This is a genomic window from Saccharibacillus sp. WB 17, assembly GCF_008634075.2.
Classification (GTDB): domain Bacteria; phylum Bacillota; class Bacilli; order Paenibacillales; family Paenibacillaceae; genus Saccharibacillus; species Saccharibacillus brassicae.
On the sequence record NZ_VPFK02000023.1, the window covers coordinates 61,802 to 81,290 of the forward strand.

Here is a 19,489-nt window from a genome sequence, read left to right on the forward strand (position 1 = left end):
TTTCACATCTAACGAATCGTCGGTTCCTTATTCCAACTTATAAGCGGCTAATCCGCACAAATCGCAACAATAGCGCTCCTTCGATTCCTTAGCCTGCGCAAAACGGCCAAAAGTCCCAATTAGCGCTATCCGGATTCGTTAGCTCGCACCCTCGACAAGCCGCGGCACGCATGCGGACAAGCGGCAGACAATCCGCCGAGACGACAGCGGCAGCGATCCGAAATCCGCCGATCTTCCGCTCACGGCGGCGGCCCCGCGCGCTCCCGCTCCATACCCTACTCGAAGCTCACATTAATGATCGTAATCTCCGACCGGGTCCCCGTGCGCATCGGCAGTCCCCAGAAGCCGTAACCGGACGTTACGATCGAATGCATGCCTTCTTTTTGCAGGTAGCCCCAGTCGTTCTCGTAGATCCGGTTCGTGATGAAGTTCGCCGGGAAGATCTGGCCGCGATGCGTGTGGCCGGACACTTCGAGGTCGATGCCGGCTGCGGCCGCCAGCTCCAGTTCGTACGGCTGATGGTCCAGCAGCACGAGCGGCGCCGCCGGATCGGTCTGCGCCGCAAGCTCCGCGACGGACAGGCGGGCCGGGTCGGTGCGGTCTTTACGCCCGATCAGGGTGACCGGCAGACCGTCGGAGACGATCTCGTCGTACAGCAGCGTCATGCCGCTCCCTTCCAGCGTCTTAATCAGCTCCGTATCGCCCGCTTCCAGCCGATCGTGATTGCCGAGCGAGGCGTAGACGGGAGCTTCGATGCCCTGCAAAATCTCGGGAATGCCCTGTTTGACGTACTGGACGATATCGTCGTCGACCAGGTCGCCCGGGAACAGCACCAGATCCGGCGCTTCTTCGTTGATCAGGCGCACCAGCCGCTTGGCATGCCCCGGCCCGGACAGCGCTCCGAAGTGCATGTCCGCCGCCATGACGATCTTCATCGACTTGCGCCCGTCCAGCGCCGGCTTGGCGATCTTCACGTCGTACGTGAGCACGACCGGGCTGTAGGCGCTGAACGCGCCGAACGCGCCCAGAAATAGCGTCAAAGCCAGCGCGACAGCCGTCACCGAACGGGTCAACTTGCGCCGGTCCATCCGCGTGAAGAGGCGCAGCAGCAAGACGGCCAGATTCGTCAGCGGCAGCACGAGCACCATGACGTAAGCGAACATCAGCCAGATCCCCGCCACCCAATGCGCCCAGGCATATTCGCTGAATATGAACCGGAAAGCCATCGACCAGGCCGCGATCAGCAGCCCCGCCGACAAGATCACCAGCCACCTGCGCCGAATATCCGGCCGAAACGATCGAAGCCCTTTCCATAAATTCCAACCGATATACAAAAGAAATCCGTGGTACACAAGCAGCGAAATGACAATGCGAATAACCAAAACCTTTAGGCTCCTCTCCGACTTTCGACAAGCAGCAGACCCCATCATCCGCCCTTATACCTTTTCTTCTATTATACGAAGCCGCCAACCGTGAAGTCGAGCCGCGCCCGTTCGCCCTATGGAAAAAGGCCGACCCAAGCCCCTTTCGGGGTCATGAACCGGCCTTTCCTTTGCTCTTTGTCCTGTTTACGAATCCAGATTGTCCGGTTTGCGGGTCCAGACCCGAATCCAGGCCCGAGTCTACGCCGGCGGCATCCGCCATGTCAGCCTTTGATCGCTCCCGCCGTCATGCCCGCGATAAAATACCGCTGCAAGAACAAGAACAGCACCAGCATCGGGGCGGCCGACAAGATGACGCCGGCGAGCAGCGTCGTGTAATTGGTCACGTATTCGCCGCGGAACTGCATGAGCGCAAGCGGCAGCGTGAGCTTGGAATTGCTGTTGATCAGTAGCAGCGGCATGAGCAGATCGTTCCACGACATGACGAACAGGAACGTCGCGCAGGCCGACAGCGCGGGCGCGGACAGCGGAATCGCGATACGCGCGAACAGCCGCCATTCGCTGGCGCCGTCGATGCTGCCGGCTTCCAGCACTTCGCGGCTCAGCGAGCGCATGAAGCCGGTCAGCATGAACACCGTCAGCGGCAGGAACAGCGCCACCGACACGACCACCAGGCCGAGCAGGTGGTCCGACCAGCCGAGCTTGCGCACGAGCGCGTACAGCGGCAGCATGTTCACCTGCGTCGGCACGATCAGGCCGGCGGCGTAGAGCGCGAAGAAGAACGCGCCGATCCGGCCGCCGAAGCGCACGATCGCGTAGGCGATCAGGCTGCCGAGCAGCAGGTCGAGCGCCACCGTGCCGAGCGTGACGAGCGCGCTGTTGCCGAAATAGCGCAGCATCGGCTGCTGCTCGAACAGCGCGCGGAAATTTTCGAGCGTCAGCGGCTGCGGCCAGCCGAGCGGGTCGGCGAAGAAAGCCGTCGTCGGCTTGAACGCCGAGATGACTACGAAATACAGCGGCGCGGCAATGATCGCCGCGTACAGCAGCATGATCAGCCGGCCGAGCCATTTGAAAGCCATAGGTTCCCCTCCTTAGAAAGCCCGGTCGGTCCGCAGCGCTTTGAACTGCAGATACGTCAGAATCGCCAGCACGACGAGGAAGATCATGGAGCCGGCCGAAGCGAGCCCGAACTCGTAGTTCCCGAAGGCGGTATGGTAGATGTACGTCGACAATATTTCGGTGGCGTTGTTCGGGCCGCCGTCGGTCATGACGAAGATCAGGTCAAACGCTTTGAACGACTGGATCGTCGTGTAGGCGATGACGATCGCGGACGACGGCGCAAGCAGCGGCCAGGTGATCTTGCGGAACAGCTGGAAGCGGCTGCCGCCGTCGATGCGCGCCGACTCGTACAGCTCGCCCGGAATCGCCTGCAATCCGGCGATGAACACGATCATCATCTGGCCGGCATGCGCCCACACCTGCACCGCCGCGATGGCGTACAGGGCGATCTTGCGGTCGCCGATCCAGTTCTGCGTCAGGCCGTCCAGACCGGCTCCGCGCAGGCCCAGATTCAGCATCCCGATCGTCGGGTCATAGACGAACGACCAGATCAGGCCGACCGAGACCGACGACAGGATCGCCGGCAGGAAATACAGCGCGCGCAGGAAGACGCGCGTTCGCGTGTTGCGGGACAGCAGAAGCGCAAGCACCAGCGAGACGATCGTCTGCACGATCACCACGCTGAGCATGAACTTCACGTTGTTCAGCAGCGTTTTGCGGAAGACGAGACTCTCGAAGCTGTCCTTGTAGTTGTCGAGTCCGACCATGTTGTAGGACGGCGAGACGCTGTCCCAATCGGTGAACGAATAGAACAGCCCCGACAGCGTCGGGTACGCGAACAGGAAGAGATACAGCAGCGTGCCCGGCAGCAGGAACAGCCACAGGACACGCTTGTGCTTCAATCGGTTATTTTTCATCTGCGGATTCCGCCCCGGCCTAGGACTTGCTCAGGTTCTGATCGATGACCGCCTGGGCTTCCTGCGCCGCTTCCTCCGGCGTAGACCCTCCAAGCACGGCCTGAATGGAATTCGTGACGGCTTTTTGGTTGTCGCCGTTCTTGATCGTGAAGCGCGGCTGGAACAGCGTCTTCTTGCCGGTCCACTGCTCGGCGATCTTCAGTTCCGGACTGTCGTACGAGACGCCGTCGACCGTCACGTTCTGTCCCGTCGCGTTGGCATATTCGCCGGCCGCTTCCGGCTGGCTCAGATAATCGAGAAATTTCTTCGCTTCCTCGGGATGCTTCGACTTGCTGTTGACCGCCAGCATGAACGTGCTCGTATGCACGCCTTCGTACTTGGCTTCGCTCTCGCTTACCGTGATCGGCGCGAGCAGCGCCTGTTCAAGTTCGGGATTTTGCGCCGCGTTCTGCGCGAGCTGGTACGAGCCGCTTGCGAGCATGCCCGCTTTTTCCTGAATGAACAGCGCTCCGGCCGCGGCGTCTTTCGTGCCGAGCGCGTCGGGCTGGAAGTAGCCTTTGTCGTTCAGTTCCTTGATCTGCGTCAGCGTCTTGACCCACCATTCGTCGGTCAGCTTCGCTTCGCCCGCTTCGACTTGCTCGAAAATGTCGTCGCTCGGTTCGTTGTTCATCACCATCGTGTTCATGAACTGCCCCGGACCGATATCGGCGCCGGCGAACGCGATCGGAATGATGCCGTTATCCTTGAGCGTCTGGCACAGCGCCAGGAAGCCTTCCCAGTCTGCCGGCGGCGTCAGGCCGTACTGCTCGAACAGCTTGACGTTGTAGATCGGATCGTTGTAGACGAGCTGGTACGGCACGGCGAGCTGCTTGCCTTCCTGCTGTCCGGCTTCGATCAGGTCGGCGTTGAAATGGTCCAGAAAAGCGGAACCGCTCAGATCCGTGAATACGCCGGCTTTGGCCAAAGCGTCGAACTGCGCGCCGGGGAACGAAGCGAACACGTCGCCGACCGAGCCGTCCGACAGTTTCGCCTGCGCCGTCGATTGATATTGATCCGAAGGCAGCGTCTGCATTTCGACCTTGATGCCCGGATTGGCCGTTTCGAACTTGCCGATCAGCGTATCCAGCGCTTTCACGTCTTCGCCCCGCCAGTGCAGGAAATTGATCGTGACGCTGCCGTCCGGGGACGAAGCACCCGATCCGCCGCCTCCGCATGCGGACAAGACCGCCGTCAGCGCGAGTGCGCCGGATGCCAATAAGTAACGAAGCTTTTTCCCGGATTTTCCCGTCATCGTACAACCTCCTTATGAATGTCGGCCCATTTTTGTTTGAACAGCGGCAGCGCTTCGCGGCCGAAGATTTCGGCTTCTTCCAGATGCGGATAGCCGGACAGGATAAACGTCGATACGCCGAGTTCGGCATATTCGATCAGCCGCTGCGACACCTGGTCGGGCGTGCCGACGATCAGGATCGCGCCGCCGGAACGCACGACCGACAGCCCTGTCCACAGATTCGGCCCCGCCACGAAGCGGTCCGCTTTGGACAGCTCGCGCAGTTCGTTCTGGCGCCGTTGGTTGGTCGCGTCGGTAGCCGCGAATTCGCGCTCCGCTTTCTCGATCGCTTCCGGGGACACTTTGCTGATGAGGTCCCAGGCCGCGGCCCACGCTTCTTCTTCCGTGTCCCGGACAAGCACCTGAGCCCGCATGCCGTAGCGCAGTTCGCGCGGTTCGCCGGTCTCCTGCTCGTACTGCTGCCGCAGACTCTCGATCTCCGCGATCTGCTCCCCGATCCAGGCATGCGGTTCGCCCCACATCAGGAACGTGTCCGCGTGCCGGACCGCGACCCGCTTGGCGCCTGCCGAACTGCCGCCCAGATAGAACGGCGGATGCGGGTCTTGCACCGTGCGCGGCGAACCCGAAGCCCGCTCGAACGTATAATGCTTGCCGCGGAACGGTTCTTGCTCTTTGGCCGAACCGCCCGCCGTTCCCGACGCAAATTCCGAAGCCTGCGGCTTGTCGCCGTTGGCCCACGTTTGGCGCATGATCTGCAAATATTCGTCCGCCCGCTCGTAACGCTCGTCGTGCGAACGCGCCAGCGGATCGCCCAGTTCTTCGAGATCCTGCACGGAACTGCCGGTGACGACGTTGATCATCGCGCGACCGCCGGACAGCTGATCCAGCGCCGCGCCCATGCGCGCCGACAGCACCGGAGCCGTGAGGCCCGGGCGCACCGCCACGAGCGGACGCAGCGTCGTCGTGCGGCTCATGACGGCCGAACCGACGACCCATGCGTCCAGGCAGGCGCCGCCGGTCGGAATAAGCACGAACCCGAACCCGGCCGCTTCGGCCGTCTGCGCCACCTCCGTCAGATACTGAAGCGTCGCCGGACGTTCCGGTTCCACGCCCACGTACTTGCCGTCTCCCGCGGTAGGCAAAAACCAGCCAAACTCGATCCCGCGCGTTTTCTGTTCTCCGTTTGCCATGTTCGATTCCGTCCTTTCCGCTCCGCCCTGCCAAGCGCTCGGTTTATTTGAATTTTTGTATTTAAAATTGCAGGAGTATATTCCAACTAAACAAGTTGGATTACTTTTGATAGAATGATAGCAAGCCCCCGAGCAATAGTAAATGTCATTTCGCCGTTCCGGACTTTTGTCATTTTGCGTGCAGGACGTTTGAAGGAAGGAGCTTTCCCGTGCCGATCGATGCCGATTACACCAAAGAAGACGCCAACGAATATTTGCGCGTCCACTTGTTCACCCCGTCCGATTACGAGAAAGCCGGGCCCGCCTGGCCGATCCGCCTCGGGTCGAACCTCGCCAAGCCGGACTACCATATCGGGCCGCGCACGACCGCTTATTATTACCTGCTGCTGGTGCTCGGCGGACGCGGCACTTTTGTCCAGAACGGGCGGACGTATCCGCTCGCGGCGGGCGACCTGTACTGCCTGTTTCCGCAGGTGACGCACGAATACTGGACCGACCCGGACGCGCCGCTGCGCAAGATTTTCCTCGCGTTCGACGGCAAAATGGCGCTTGACCTGCTGCGCCGCGTCGGGCTGACGCCCCAGCGTCCCCATCTGCCGGCGCTGCATGCGGAAGAAGCGGCGGCGGACCTGATCGCTTTTCTGCAAAAAACGGCGGGCGGCGCGGCGGAAGCGTCCGATCTCGACCGGTTGTCGGCGTTCTACCGCATCTTTGCTTCGCTGGAGCGCGACGCCGCGCCCGAAGGCGGCGAAGCGAACGCCGTCTCCTGGCTGCAGCGCGGGCTCGACTATATGGAGATCCATTACGCGGACGGGATCACCGTCGAAGAAGTGGCGCGGCACGCGGGCGTCGGACGGACCCATTTCAGCAAAAAATTCCACGAGCGCTACGGCATCACGCCGGTCCGTTACATGCAGCGGCTCAAGCTCGACGAAGCGAAAATGCTGCTGGAGCAGACCTCCTACTCCCTGTCGGAAATCGCCCATTCGGTCGGTTACCCGGACCTGTTCTCTTTTTCCAAAGCGTTCAAAAAAGAAAGCGGCATGCCGCCCAAACAATATCGCAAGCAGCATTCGCCGCCTCGCGCCGCGGAATGAAGAAACGCCCCTTCCGCCCCTGCGGGCCCGCTGCGCTTCGATAGGGCTTCCAAATGGCCTGCTGAACGGACAAAACGGAGGAATAGGACGGATTACGGAGGATTACTGTTAAAACTATGTTAAAATACTGGGTTGGTTCGGTAAAAAGCCGTTTTTTTCGTGTTTTTCTTGTGTTTTTGCGTTATTATTTGTATAATCCTTCTTGTTGATTTTTTAACCAGCGTTTATTTCTTGAAGGCCACAAGCAGGCTTGACACTATCTTTTCAAACGGACTAAGGGGGGACTTGATTTTGGGAAAAGCATTGATTATCGGTGCGGGCGGCGTAGCAAGCGTTGTCGTGCATAAGTGTGTCCAGAATCCTGACGTATTTGAGGAAATTTGTATCGCGAGTCGCACGCTGTCGAAGTGCGAAGCTTTGAAGACCAAGTTGGACGGAGGACGCACGAAGATTTCGGTCGCACAGGTCGACGCCGACCGTACGGAAGAAGTCGTGGAGCTGATCAAAAGCTTCGGGCCGGACATCGTAATCAACGTGGCGCTCCCTTATCAGGATCTGACCATCATGGATGCCTGCCTCGAGACGGGCGTGCATTACCTCGACACGGCCAACTACGAGCCGCTCGACAATCCGAAATTCGAATATAAATGGCAGTGGGCGTACCGCGAGAAGTTCGAGAAAGCCGGCCTTACGGCAGTTCTCGGCAGCGGCTTCGACCCGGGCGTAACGGGCGTATTCAGCGCTTATGCCCTGAAGCATTACTTCGACGAGATCCACCAGATCGATATCGTCGACGCCAACGCCGGCGATCACGGCTATCCGTTCGCGACCAACTTCAACCCGGAGATCAATATCCGCGAGATCACGGCGAAGGGCCGCTACTGGGAAAACGGCGAGTGGATCGAGACCGAACCGCTGACGGAGAAAAAAGTGTACGATCTGCCGGAAATCGGACCGAAAGACATCTACCTTCTGTATCATGAAGAGCTGGAGTCGCTCGCCGAGAACATGCCGGGCCTCAAAAAGATCCGCTTCTGGATGACGTTCTCGCAAAACTACCTGAACCACCTGAAGGTACTGGAAAACGTCGGCATGACGTCGATCGAGCCGATCGACTTCGAAGGCCAAAAAATCGCGCCGCTCCAGTTCCTCAAAGCCGTTCTGCCGGACCCGGCTTCGCTCGGGCCGAGAACGAAAGGCAAAACGAACATCGGCTGCATTTTCCAGGGCACCAAAAACGGCGAGCCGAAAACGTACTACGTCTACAACGTATGCGATCACGAAGAATGCTACCACGAAGTCGGTTCGCAGGCGATCTCCTACACGACCGGCGTGCCGGCGATGATCGGGGCCATGATGGTTCTCAAGGGCCTGTGGAAAAAACCGGGCGTCTACAACGTGGAAGAGTTCGATCCGGACCCGTTCATGGAAGAACTGAACAAACAGGGCCTGCCGTGGGTCGAGGATTTCTCGCCGACGCTGCTGGACTAAAAGGGGCTTAGAAAAACATTATGACAGATATCGATTTCAGCGCCGTCCCTTCTCCCTGCTACGTCGTGGACGAGCGTCTGCTCACCAAGAACCTTGAACTGCTCGGCTCCGTGCAGGCACGTACCGGCGCCAAGATCCTGCTCGCCCAAAAAGGATTCTCCATGTTCGCGGAGTATCCCCTGGTCGGGAAGTATCTGGCGGGCGTAACGTCCAGTTCGCTGTTCGAAGCGCGTCTCGGCTACGAGAAAATGGGCAAGGAAGTGCACGTATACGCGCCGGCTTACGTCGATCGCGAGTTCGACGAGCTGCTGAGCTATACGGACCACATCGTGTTCAACTCGTTCGCCCAATGGCGCAAGTTCAAGGATAAAGTGCTGAACTACCCGGGCCGCAAGATCGAAGTGGGCCTGCGTATCAATCCGGAATATTCGGAGCTTGAAGTGCCGCTGTACGATCCGTGTTCGCCGTATTCCCGTATGGGCATTACGCTTGAGAACTTCGACGAGAGCGATCTGGAAGGTATCGACGGCCTGCATTTCCATACGATGTGCGAGCAGAACTCCGATACGCTGGAGAACACGCTCAAAGTCGTCGACGAGAAATTCGGCCACGTCATCTCCAAGATGAAATGGCTGAACTTCGGCGGCGGCCACCATATCACGCGTCCCGACTACGACGTCGAGCGCCTGATCCGCTGCATCGAATTCGCGCGCGACAAGTACGACGTGCAGGTCTACCTCGAACCGGGCGAAGCGATCGCGCTGAATACCGGCTACCTGGTCGCGACCGTGCTCGACACGATGAAGAACGGCATGGATATCGCCATTCTCGACACGTCGGCCGAATGCCATATGCCGGACGTGCTGGCCATGCCTTACCGCCCAAGCATCGACGGCGCGGGCATGCCGGGCGAGAAAGCGATCACGTACCGTCTCGGCGGCATGACCTGCCTGGCCGGCGACGTCATCGGCGACTACTCGTTCGACCGCCCGCTCGAAGTCGGCGACAAGCTCGTCTTCGGCGACATGGCGCATTACACCATGGTCAAGAACCATATGTTCAACGGCGTGAACCTGCCTTCGATCGCTTCGTACAGCGAAGCGGAAGGCATCAAAGTGATCCGCGAGTTCAAGTTCGAAGATTACAGTTCGCGCTTGTCTTAATAACGCCAAATAACCCCCAGCCTGCTCCGATTCTTAATCGGAAGCGGTTTGGGGGTTATTTTTATACGTTTTATACGTCCTGGAGTTCACTGCCCTTGCGTGCCAAGCGCGCTCTCAAGCGGATCAACCGCGGCCGGTTGTACCTCTGGATCAGGCAGAACGGGATCTGGACCACGACGTTGACGCCCGCGCAAATCAAAGCCATCCCTACATATTCGTGCGGATTCACCGCTATGCAAGCAAAGCCCAGGATCGCCATGGCGAAATGTCCGACTTCCCCGTACTTCGTTTCCAAAATGAATTTATCCGCATAGTCTACCGTAATTTTCTCGTTGAGATTTTTCTTTTGGAATTTCCATAACCCGCCGGCTTCCGGAAGCTTGTGTTTCCACCGATCGAGCCGGATTTTTTTGTAAGCCTTTTTTTCAAAAGAACGTTCCGCAAAAAACCAATCGTTTTTCCGATACCATGCAGCCGGCAGGAATCGAACCGCATGGGCGGTCCCCAGGCAGCAGAGCAGCCAAAACGACGTATTGATAAGAATCATCCCTATAATAAAACCGACCATTGTCCACCGTCCTTATCTGAGCAAACCGGACCTGCCTCTTCATCATACCCTGCCAGACGAACATTTTGTACCCGAAAAGGGCAAACCCCGACTCTTCGCGCGAAGGGTCGGGGTTGTTTGGCGGGGAGAGGATGCGGCTTGCCTGCAAGGACGATTAATTCAATTCACGGCCGACCGTGATGACGTAATCGACTTTCGGATCGATGCCGCCTCTCGTCTTCTTCTTCACCGTATCTCCCTTGCGTACGGCCGTAAGTGGAGGAATAACCGAACGCGAATAGGGATCCATCGCAAATCCTCCTTTTTTATAATGAATCAGAATATTGATATCCGCTTTACCCGCAGGGATCGTATGACCGGAAACGTTCAGAGCGGTTATCGTCATATCGTCCCCTTCGGTCGAGTAAGACTGAATGACCAGCGCATGTTCGTCTCTGACGCTTGCCACATCATTCCCCATAAAGGCTACAAAAGGCGCCCCTTTCACCACCCGATCGTCCGCAAGCACCAACTGCTGCGAAGCCTGGTCCCAGCGCCATTTCACGTCGGTCGCATCGAGAAAGAACCGGAGCGGCAGGAACATCGCTTGGTTCTTCAAAACGGGCGTCGTGTCCATCTGCACGGTTTTCCCGTCGATTTGAGCCGCTTGGGAACCGATCTCGACCCGGAAAGTATGCCCGACCCACTCGACCTCCGCTGTTTTGGCCGCCGCGTCGTACTTCACTTTCCCGCCCAGCAAATCTTCGATCGAACGCAGCGGAACCTGCACTCTGCGGGCCTCGTCGATAAAAGGCGGCGCCGGCTGGGTGTAGAGGATCGAGTATTTGCCGACTTTCAGGTGAACGGGCACGACCTTGGCTGCACTGGCATCGGCAGAAGAGATTCCAAAACTAAATGCACTCACCATCACAATCGTCAACAGAACGGCGAGCCTCGATTTGAGTTTCATGCGTATCCCGACCTTTCGATTCTGCGTGATCTGTAAATTGAAGTGATAAGCGGTTTCCTCCAACTAGCCTATAGGAACACTTATTTCAATTCTCGGCCGACCGTAATGAGGTAATCCATGCCTGCCGTATAGGTTGTCTTGCTTTTATTCACTATAGCTCCATTTTGCACGGCCTTTAACGGAGGAGCAGAAGGACGATTGTAAGAATCGACGGCAAATGCTCCTCTGCCGCTGTCGGGACGGAACGTAATGAGGGGTTGAATATCCGCTTTTCCGGCAGGAATTGTATGGCCTGAGACGTTCAAGGCCGTTACGGTCAAGCGATCTTCTTTGATCGAATAGGACTGAATGACCAATGCGTTGTCATCTTTGACCGTTGTCATATCGTTATCTTCAAAGTATTCAAAAGGTTTGCCTTTCACCACCCGATCGTCCGCAAGGACCAACTGCTGCGAAGCCTGGTCCCAACGCCATTTCACGTCGGTCGCATCGAGAAAGAAACGGAGCGGCAGGAACATCGCTTGGTTCTTCAAAACGGGCGTCGTGTCCATTTGCACGGTTTTCCCGTCGATTACAGCCGTTTGGGAACCGATCTCGACCCGGAAAGTATGCCCGACCCACTCGACCTCCGCCGTTTTGGCCGCCGCGTCGTACTTCACTTTCCCGCCCAGCAAATCTTCGATCGAACGTAGCGGAACCTGAACTCTTCGGGCTTGATCGATAAAAGGCGGCGCAGGCTGGGTGTAAAGGATCGAATATTTGCCGACTTTCAGGTGAACGGGCACGACAGTGGGCACACCGGAAGCCACGGCAGAAGAGATTCCAAAACTAAATGCGCTCACCATCACAATCGTCAACAGAACGGCGATCCTCGATTTGAGTTTCATGCGTATCCCGACCTTTCCTTGCGCTATGATGAGACCGAGTATAGCAGCATACTAATTCAAATCAAATAGTTATTTAAACCCAATTTAATTCATAAAAAATACTCTTCCACCTTCGTCAACCGTCCCGTAAAAATCCCCACGCCAAAAGCCCCGTCTCTCCAAGAGAGACAGGGCTTTTTTTCACAAACGACTCCCGAATCGCGCGTACCGTCCAAGTACCGTCCCGTACGACCCGGCTTCCAAGCGGCGGAAAGCTCAGTCCTCGATCAGAAAACCGGCTTTTCTCAAAGCTTCGCACGCTTTTTCGATCCGTCCGGGCTCGGGCGCGGAGATCGTGTGCAGATGAACGCCGTCCGTCAGTTCCGACAAATACGAAGCACCGGTCGACGTGATCTTTTCGATGAATTCATAGACTTCGCTTCGCGTGCCGACCCGGATCAGCGCCGTCAATTCGCCGTAGACCGGATGTTCGATGATGACATCATCGACGCTCACGCCGTAATCGACGAGCAGCAGCAGCTCTTCTTCCGTCCGATCGCGGTCGTGCCGGCAGGCGATGATGCTTCGGGCTGTCGGCTCGTCGCTCGGCGTCACATGGACATAGCCTTGGCTGGTCGCCAGAATGGCATGGTTTTTGGCTTTGAGCAGCGTGATGTCCTGCACGATGACCTGCCTGGACACGGAAGCCCGGCGGGCCAGTTCGCTCCCGGTCAGCGGCGAAGACGCTTTGAGCCATTCCAGCAGCTTTTCGCGCCGCTGCTCTCCCGTCAATTTAATCTCTTCCATAGGAATTCACGAGAAACTCCCTTCTTTTTTGGTCTGTTCCAGTTCATGCAGCGTCTGAACGAGCAGATCCAGCTGCTGCGTCGTCGTCTCGGGGCCAAAAGAAATGCGGAAAAAGGAACGTCCTTCCCCTTCCGACAAGCCTAACGCAAGCAGCGTGTCCGGAATGGCCTGATGCCCCGAAGAGCAGGCACTTCCGGTGGAAATGCACAGGCCTTTTCGATTGCATTCCAGCATAACATATTGGCCTTCGTATCCCAAGCCGGCGCATCCCGCGATATGGGGCAGCACGTTCGCCGGCTCTCCCGGCAGTCGGTCGGCCACCAGATAGGCGGACAGGCCGCAGGCGCGGAACCGATCTGTCAGATGCTCCCTGAGCCGAACGTAATGCGCCGTCCGCGCTTCCCGCTGCCCGCACGTATGGACCGCCGCCGCGGCAAAAGCGGCGATGCCCGGCACGTTGACCGTGCCCGGCCGGAAGCCGCCTTCGTGCAAAGAACCCGGGTACAGCGGCATGAACGGAACGCCGGGACGGATATACGCCGCGCCGACGCCTTTGGGCCCTTGAATTTTGTGCGCCGAGAGCGAGACCGCGTCCACGCCCGATACGCCGACGTCGAGTTCGATTTTCCCAAAAGATTGAACGGCATCGGCATGCAGCAAAATCCCCCGCTCATGCAGAAACGCGCCGATCGACGCCAGGTCCTGCACGAGTCCCGTCTCCGAATTGGCATGCTGCAGCGACATCAGGCCGGTGTCCGGACGCAGCAGCGGCTCGATCTGCCGCGGACCGATGCGTCCCGACGCATCCGGCGCCACGTAATCGACTTCGTATCCGAGCGACACCAGACCGGCTACGGCAAGCTTGACCGAATGATGCTCCAAAGTGGACGTCAGAATATGCCGCCGGTCCGGCGGAAGCGCCCCGGCCAACGCCCGAATCGTCAAAAGGTTCGATTCGGTGCCGCCGCTCGTGAAGAACAGGCCGTCCCGGTGTCCCCCGATCGATCCGGCCACGAATTCCCGGCTCCGTTCCAGAATATGGGCAGCGTGCCCGCCTCCGTCGTGCAGGCTGCTTGCGTTGCCGTAGACGTCGCGGCTCATGGTCATCAAAGTCTGCAAAGCTTCCTCGCACATCGGCGAAGACGCCGCGTAATCCAAATAAATCATTCCCAACCCCTCTTCCGGCATAAATCCAGCGATTTATGAAAATGGACTTGAGTTTAGTTTATGTTTATGTAAATATAAGTGTCAAGACACCTGTAATACGATATGTAAACACTTTACGAAAGAGAGGGATCGTTCTTGTCCAAGCCATCCGTACTGATCGTCGGAGCCGGAGCGGCCGCCCTCTCGCTGATCGACTCGCTCCCCGAAGGCTGCGACGTGCAGCTTCTGACCAAAGATTCGGTCCGAAGCGGCAACTCCATGTATGCCCAGGGCGGCATCGCCGCCGTCCGTCTGCCGGAAGATTCGGTCGATTGCCATGTCCAGGATACGCTGACCGCGGGAGACGGACATGCCGACGCCGTTCTCGCGGCAGAGCTGCTTGCGGAAGGCAGTGCCCTGATCGAACGATTAGACCGGGACGGATTTCCGTTTGACCGGGACGCGCAGAACCGGATTCGGCTCGGCCTCGAAGGCGCGCACTCGTTCCACCGTATCTTTCATGCGGGCGGGGATGCCACAGGCCGCGTGTTGATGGACTATTTGCTGGCCCGCACATCGGGCCGTTCTTCGGTCGTCGAACAGGCGACCGCGGTGAAGCTTGTCGTCGAAGCCGGCCGCTGCGTCGGGGTCCTCGCCCTGCACGAAGGCAAACTGACCGAGTTCCGGGCGGACGCGGTCGTGCTGGCAAGCGGCGGATGCGGCAGCCTGTATGCCTACTATACCGGCAGCTCCGGCATGACCGGAGACGGCCTGATGCTCGCTTACGAAGCGGGAGCCGAGTTATGCGACCTGGAATTCATGCAGTTTCATCCGACCGTATTGGTGAAAAATGGCACAACCTACGGCCTGATCTCCGAAGCGGTACGCGGCGAAGGCGGCGTGCTGCGGGGCGAAGACGGCCGGCCGGTCATGGAAGGCCGGCATCCGCTCGGCGATCTCGCGCCGCGCGACGTCGTGGCCCGCGCGATTCACGAACGGATGCAGAGCGGGCAGAACGTCTACCTGGACATTCGCGGCTGCGTACGTTTCCGCGAGCGTTTTCCGACCATTACCGGCATTCTGGAACAGGCCGGCATTGATGTCGACTTGGGACAAATTCCGGTCGTTCCCGGCATGCATTTCATGATGGGCGGCATCAAGGTCGATGCCTCGGGCGCCTCCCGCGTTCCCGGCTTGTACGCGATCGGGGAAGCGGCCTGCACCGGCCTGCACGGCGCGAACCGCCTGGCCAGCAATTCGCTGCTCGAAGCGCTCGTGCTGGGCCGCAGGGCGGCGCGGCACAGCTTCGACTACGCGGCCCGGCGGCCTGCCGCGGACACGTCGCCGCAGCCGTCGAACGCGGCGGCTGCGCTCTACGCCGGCACGCTCGAAGTGCCGGCGGTCTCGCTCGCCGAGCTTCAGCGGCGGATGAGTCTGCACGCTTCGATCGTGCGCGATGCTGCGGGACTTCGCCGGCTCGAACGGTGGCTGCGCAAGCTGCCCACCGAGCCGGTGCCTCTCTCCGCGCTCAAGCGCGAGCAGGCGGAATTGGCGCGCCTCCGGCAGCTCGCCCGGCTCGTCGTCCGCTCCGCCCTGCTGCGGACCGAGAGCCGGGGCGCCCATTATCGCGCCGATTATCCGGTGCGGCTCGATCCCGACTGGTCCGGTCGGACGATTACCTACCGTGATCAGACCGCTCCCATTTTACGAACAGAAAGGACAACCCGCGAATGCACCGTATCCCTTTGAGACATCTGTTGGAACGATTCTATATGGAAGACATCGGCAGCGGCGATCTCAGCGCCCAGTTGATCTCGGACTCGGGTCCGCAGCAGGCGATCATCCATGCCAAGCAGCCCGGCATCCTGGCCGGCGTCGACGTGATTCGCGAAGCTTTTGCCCTGCTGGACCCGGACATCTCCGTCAATGTGCTCAAGCGGGACGGAGACGCCCTCGCCCCGGGCGACACGATCGCCGCGCTCAAAGGCAATCCGTCGACGCTGCTGACCGGAGAACGCGTCGCATTGAATCTGCTGCAGCGGATGTCCGGTATCGCTACGGCGACCCGGCGGGCGATCGAGACGCTGGACGATCCGTCGATCCGGATCTGCGACACCCGCAAGACGACGCCCGGACTGCGCATGCTGGAAAAATACGCGGTAACCGCAGGCGGCGGCTATAACCATCGGTTCGGCCTGTACGACGGCATCATGATCAAAGACAACCATATCGCGGCGGAAGGCTCCATCTCGGCCGCCGTCGCCAAAGCCCGGGCCCGCAACGGGCATATGGTCAAAATCGAAGTCGAGATCGAAGACGAAGCCCAACTGCAGGAAGCGATCGCCGCCGGCGCGGATATCATCATGTTCGATAACTGCGATCCCGCCGCCGTCACCCGATTCGCGCATATGACGCCGCCCTCCATCGTCACGGAAGCTTCCGGCGGCATCGACATGCACACGCTGCACGCTTACCGCGGCACGGGCGTCCATTATATTTCGCTCGGATTCTTGACGCATTCGGCAGGAAGCCTCGATATCAGCATGGACATCATCCCCCAGCAAGAATCGAAACCGGAAAGGCAGGCGACCTCATGTCCATCTTCAATGAATTAATGCCTCAATATCAACTGATGCCCGATGCGTACCGCAGCATTCCCGAGGCGGAAATGGAACGCCGGGTGTGGGAAATCAAACGGAGATACGGCGACGAACTGCTGATTCCCGGCCATCATTACCAGCGCGACGAAGTCATTCAGTTTGCCGACGTGACCGGGGATTCGCTGGAGCTGGCCCGCCTCGCTTCCCTCAATACCAAAGCCCGCCATATCGTGTTCTGCGGCGTGCATTTCATGGCCGAGACGTGCGACATCCTGACCGAGGAACACCAGCACGTCATTCTGCCCGACCAACGGGCCGGCTGTTCGATGGCCGACATGGCCAATATCGTCCAGACCGAAGAAGCCTGGCGCCTGCTGACCGAACAGGTCGGCGACACGATCCTGCCGCTGACGTACGTCAACTCAACCGCCGAGATCAAAGCGTTCGTCGGACGACACGGCGGCGCGACCGTCACGTCGTCCAATGCCCGCCAAGTCATCGAGTGGGCTTTGCGGCAGCGTAAACGGATCCTGTTCCTGCCGGATCAGCATCTGGGACGCAATACCGCTTACCAGCTCGGCATTCCGCTGGACGAGATGGCGGTATGGGACCCTTACGCGCAGCGCCTGCTCACCGACAAAGACCCGGAGCAGATCCGGATCATCCTGTGGAAAGGCCACTGCTCGGTACACGAAAAATTCACGACCGCGCAAATCGCGGAGATGAAGCGGCAGGACCCCGAGATTCGCGTAATCGTACACCCCGAGTGCACGCACGACGTCGTGATCGCGGCCGACGACGCAGGTTCCACCAAATACATCATCGACCGCATCAAAGAAGCGCCTGCCGGCACCAAATGGGCCGTCGGTACCGAGATGAACCTGGTCCGCCGCCTCGCCGCCCAGCACCCGAACCAACAAATCGTGTCGCTCAACCCGGACATGTGCCCGTGCCTGACCATGAACCGGATCGATCTGCCGCACCTGCTCTGGTCGCTGGAATGCATCGACCGCGGCGAACCGTCCGGTATCATCAAAGTCCCCGCGAACATTGCCCAAGACGCCAAAGCGGCGCTGGAGCGCATGTTCGAGCATGTGTGAGCGGCGGAAGCCGGGAGAAAACCGCCTGGCGGGTCATGCCGCCGGGAGCAGATTGCCGCGACGAGCGCCTGTGAGTCAGGGTGGGGTCGCGGTTTTTTGTGGGGGGGTGGCTGTATGATGATGATTTTGAAAACTTGGATTGGTTAACCTGTCCTACGGCATCGTGCGCATACATCGTCTCGACGCGAAGGTCGCCGACTTGGATGTCTTCGATATTTTTGTCGCCCTGATCCGTCTTCACTTGCGTGCCTGCGGTAAAGCAGTTGCATCCATTCAGCAGCCGGGAAGCTTTGCTTTCTTTACCCAGCTTCCCCGCCAGCCAAGCCCCGCCTTCGATCCCTTCCTTCGCCAGGTACTTCCCGATGTGCTTCCCAAAAGGAATCAAACTCGCCGCCGTTCCCACGCCGGTCGCCACCCGATCCGTCACCGACATCTGCTGGCCGGTGATCAGATCCACGCCGCTGAACACTTCCTGGATGCCTTTGAGCGTTTCGACGAACGGCGTGGCATCCGCGGCGAAGCTCAGTCCGGTCTCCCACCACGTCGCGCCGTCTGCGCTCAGACCGAACGGGGCGATGTACGACACCGGATTGACGTTCACCTAGGCATACCGGTTCATCGTCAATAAAATAAGTCTATGTATGTATTGTTGTAAGCCAAATTAAAGTATCATTTCAAAAAGTAATTGCTTGATTTTATCTTCATACATAATTCTTTAATTTATTGTACATATGAAAGAACCCTGAGAGAAAACCGACTCTCAGGGTTTGATTCTTTAAGATTCAAATGTTAATTTATCTGGAAATACACCTCCTTCTTTGAATAAACATCTTGCTATGAAACGCGCTTTAGGATCCTTCACAAAAAAATCAACAACAAAATCCCCACCACGAAGCAGTAATACGAGAAATATTTCAGGTTGCCTTTCGCCATGATGCCCATGAACCAGCGCATCGCGAAATACGTCACGATCAGCGCCGCGAAGAACGCCAGCACGTAAGGGAGCAGCATGCCGGGCGCGTCCGATGCTTCGATAATATCGGGTACGCCGAGCACGATCGCGCCCAGGCTGACCGGGATGTACAGCATGAACGAGAAGCGCAGCGCGGTGTCCGGCTTCATGCCCGTCCCGATCGACGCGATGACCGTCGAGCCCGAACGGCTCACGCCGGGAATAAGCGCCACAGCCTGCGCCAGGCCGACCAGCAGGGCGTCGCGGAATTTCAGGTCGCCGTCCTGCTTGCGGCCGCGCATGTTGCGGATCAGCCATAGCGCGAGGCCGGTGAACAGCAGCGCGACCGCGACCGTCTTGACCGACGAGAACGTCGCTTCGATCCAATCTTTGAACAGCAGGCCGACCACGACGGCCGGGATCGTTCCGACGACGATGTACACGGCGAACATAAAGTCCGATTTGTATGCCGCGTTCCGGGTGCGGACGTACTTCCAGCTGCCCGTGATCAATCTCCAAATGTCGTGCCGGTAAATGAACATGATCGCGATCAGCGATGCCGTATTCGTTAAAATTTCGAACGTCAGTCCTGCCTGATCCACGCCGAGCAGACGCTGCGCGACGATCAGGTGACCGCTGGACGAGACGGGGATCGGTTCGGTCGCGCCCTGCACGATGCCCAGAATCAGGTATTTTAGCCACAGCCAGCTTTCTTCCATTTCTCTCCCACTTTCTTCTATGTATACTTGTGCCTGGTCGAAAAACCGAACGTCTTCTCCGGCACATCTTCCCAATTTAACATGAAGCGGCGGTAATAGGAAAGCCGCGCACGGACTCGCAGCTTCTTCCCCGCTCGCCGTAACGCCGTCTCCAAACCAAAAAAGCAGGTCCGCCCACCGGGCAGGCCTGCT

General features: G+C 58.8%; 18 protein-coding genes. 6 read left to right on the forward strand and 12 right to left on the reverse strand.

The features are described from left to right. Positions 1 to 275 precede the first annotated feature (275 nt). From FTE24_RS11790 to FTE24_RS11810, 5 genes are all read right to left on the reverse strand, one after another. On the reverse strand, positions 276 to 1,382 hold the full coding sequence (locus FTE24_RS11790) for a metallophosphoesterase (protein WP_150234615.1): 1,107 nt from the start codon (positions 1,380 to 1,382) through the stop codon (positions 276 to 278). Positions 1,383 to 1,645: 263 nt separating this feature from the next. Beyond that, positions 1,646 to 2,461 (reverse strand): carbohydrate ABC transporter permease, encoded by an 816-nt coding sequence (locus FTE24_RS11795; protein WP_150234613.1) that lies wholly within the window; start codon positions 2,459 to 2,461, stop codon positions 1,646 to 1,648. Positions 2,462 to 2,473: 12 nt separating this feature from the next. Beyond that, positions 2,474 to 3,358: a carbohydrate ABC transporter permease gene (locus FTE24_RS11800; protein ID WP_237401733.1), complete on the reverse strand. Its 885-nt coding sequence runs from the start codon at positions 3,356 to 3,358 to the stop codon at positions 2,474 to 2,476. A 19-nt stretch (positions 3,359 to 3,377) separates the two neighbouring features. After that, a complete protein-coding gene (locus tag FTE24_RS11805) occupies positions 3,378 to 4,649 on the reverse strand; it encodes an ABC transporter substrate-binding protein (protein WP_150234611.1) in 1,272 nt (423 codons plus the stop codon). Further along, a complete protein-coding gene (locus FTE24_RS11810) occupies positions 4,646 to 5,839 on the reverse strand; it encodes an LLM class flavin-dependent oxidoreductase (RefSeq protein ID WP_150234609.1) in 1,194 nt (397 codons plus the stop codon). Before FTE24_RS11810 ends, FTE24_RS11805 begins: the two co-directional genes overlap by 4 nt. A 209-nt stretch (positions 5,840 to 6,048) precedes the next feature. Here FTE24_RS11810 and FTE24_RS11815 point away from each other — a divergent pair, with 209 nt between their 5' ends. The 3 genes from FTE24_RS11815 to nspC all read left to right on the forward strand — a co-directional run bounded on the left by FTE24_RS11815 (position 6,049) and on the right by nspC (position 9,590). Next, complete coding sequence (locus FTE24_RS11815; RefSeq protein WP_150234607.1) at positions 6,049 to 6,936, forward strand: helix-turn-helix domain-containing protein; 888 nt, start codon at positions 6,049 to 6,051, stop codon at positions 6,934 to 6,936. Between the two features lie 291 nt (positions 6,937 to 7,227). Beyond that, positions 7,228 to 8,427, forward strand: coding sequence for a saccharopine dehydrogenase family protein (locus FTE24_RS11820; RefSeq protein ID WP_150234605.1), 1,200 nt, complete (start codon positions 7,228 to 7,230; stop codon positions 8,425 to 8,427). A 20-nt stretch (positions 8,428 to 8,447) separates the two neighbouring features. Beyond that, positions 8,448 to 9,590 carry a carboxynorspermidine decarboxylase gene (gene nspC / locus FTE24_RS11825; RefSeq protein ID WP_141448242.1) on the forward strand — a complete coding sequence of 381 codons (1,143 nt, stop codon included), beginning with the start codon at positions 8,448 to 8,450 and terminating at the stop codon, positions 9,588 to 9,590. 70 nt (positions 9,591 to 9,660) lie between these two features. Here nspC and FTE24_RS11830 read toward each other — a convergent pair whose 3' ends face one another. The 5 genes from FTE24_RS11830 to FTE24_RS11850 all read right to left on the reverse strand — a co-directional run bounded on the left by FTE24_RS11830 (position 9,661) and on the right by FTE24_RS11850 (position 13,947). Continuing rightward, positions 9,661 to 10,158, reverse strand: a complete 498-nt coding sequence (locus tag FTE24_RS11830) for a hypothetical protein (protein ID WP_150234604.1) — start codon at positions 10,156 to 10,158, stop codon at positions 9,661 to 9,663. Positions 10,159 to 10,312: 154 nt separating this feature from the next. Continuing rightward, complete coding sequence (locus tag FTE24_RS11835) at positions 10,313 to 11,107, reverse strand: copper amine oxidase N-terminal domain-containing protein (protein ID WP_150234602.1); 795 nt, start codon at positions 11,105 to 11,107, stop codon at positions 10,313 to 10,315. Positions 11,108 to 11,187: 80 nt separating this feature from the next. Continuing rightward, complete coding sequence (locus FTE24_RS11840; RefSeq protein WP_150234600.1) at positions 11,188 to 11,994, reverse strand: copper amine oxidase N-terminal domain-containing protein; 807 nt, start codon at positions 11,992 to 11,994, stop codon at positions 11,188 to 11,190. A gap of 255 nt (positions 11,995 to 12,249) precedes the next feature. Beyond that, on the reverse strand, positions 12,250 to 12,780 hold the full coding sequence (locus tag FTE24_RS11845) for a transcription repressor NadR (RefSeq protein WP_150234598.1): 531 nt from the start codon (positions 12,778 to 12,780) through the stop codon (positions 12,250 to 12,252). A 6-nt stretch (positions 12,781 to 12,786) separates the two neighbouring features. Next, positions 12,787 to 13,947 carry an IscS subfamily cysteine desulfurase gene (locus FTE24_RS11850; protein ID WP_150234596.1) on the reverse strand — a complete coding sequence of 387 codons (1,161 nt, stop codon included), beginning with the start codon at positions 13,945 to 13,947 and terminating at the stop codon, positions 12,787 to 12,789. Positions 13,948 to 14,082: 135 nt separating this feature from the next. Here FTE24_RS11850 and nadB point away from each other — a divergent pair, with 135 nt between their 5' ends. Genes nadB through nadA form a run of 3 tightly spaced genes read left to right on the forward strand, consistent with a single transcriptional unit; the run spans position 14,083 to position 17,626 of the window. Further along, positions 14,083 to 15,675 (forward strand): L-aspartate oxidase, encoded by a 1,593-nt coding sequence (nadB, locus tag FTE24_RS11855; protein WP_150234593.1) that lies wholly within the window; start codon positions 14,083 to 14,085, stop codon positions 15,673 to 15,675. Then, entirely contained in the window at positions 15,657 to 16,541 is an 885-nt protein-coding gene (gene nadC, locus FTE24_RS11860) for a carboxylating nicotinate-nucleotide diphosphorylase (protein WP_150234591.1), read from the forward strand. The genes nadB and nadC overlap by 19 nt, the downstream gene beginning before the upstream one ends. Then, positions 16,520 to 17,626, forward strand: a complete 1,107-nt coding sequence (gene nadA / locus FTE24_RS11865; RefSeq protein WP_150234589.1) for a quinolinate synthase NadA — start codon at positions 16,520 to 16,522, stop codon at positions 17,624 to 17,626. The genes nadC and nadA overlap by 22 nt, the downstream gene beginning before the upstream one ends. Here nadA and FTE24_RS11870 read toward each other — a convergent pair. Both FTE24_RS11870 and FTE24_RS11875 read right to left on the reverse strand, forming a co-directional pair. After that, on the reverse strand, positions 17,559 to 18,227 hold the full coding sequence (locus FTE24_RS11870) for a pre-toxin TG domain-containing protein (RefSeq protein WP_150234587.1): 669 nt from the start codon (positions 18,225 to 18,227) through the stop codon (positions 17,559 to 17,561). The genes nadA and FTE24_RS11870 overlap by 68 nt on opposite strands. Positions 18,228 to 18,484: 257 nt before the next feature. Next, positions 18,485 to 19,297, reverse strand: coding sequence for an undecaprenyl-diphosphate phosphatase (locus FTE24_RS11875; protein ID WP_150234585.1), 813 nt, complete (start codon positions 19,295 to 19,297; stop codon positions 18,485 to 18,487). Positions 19,298 to 19,489 lie beyond the last annotated feature (192 nt).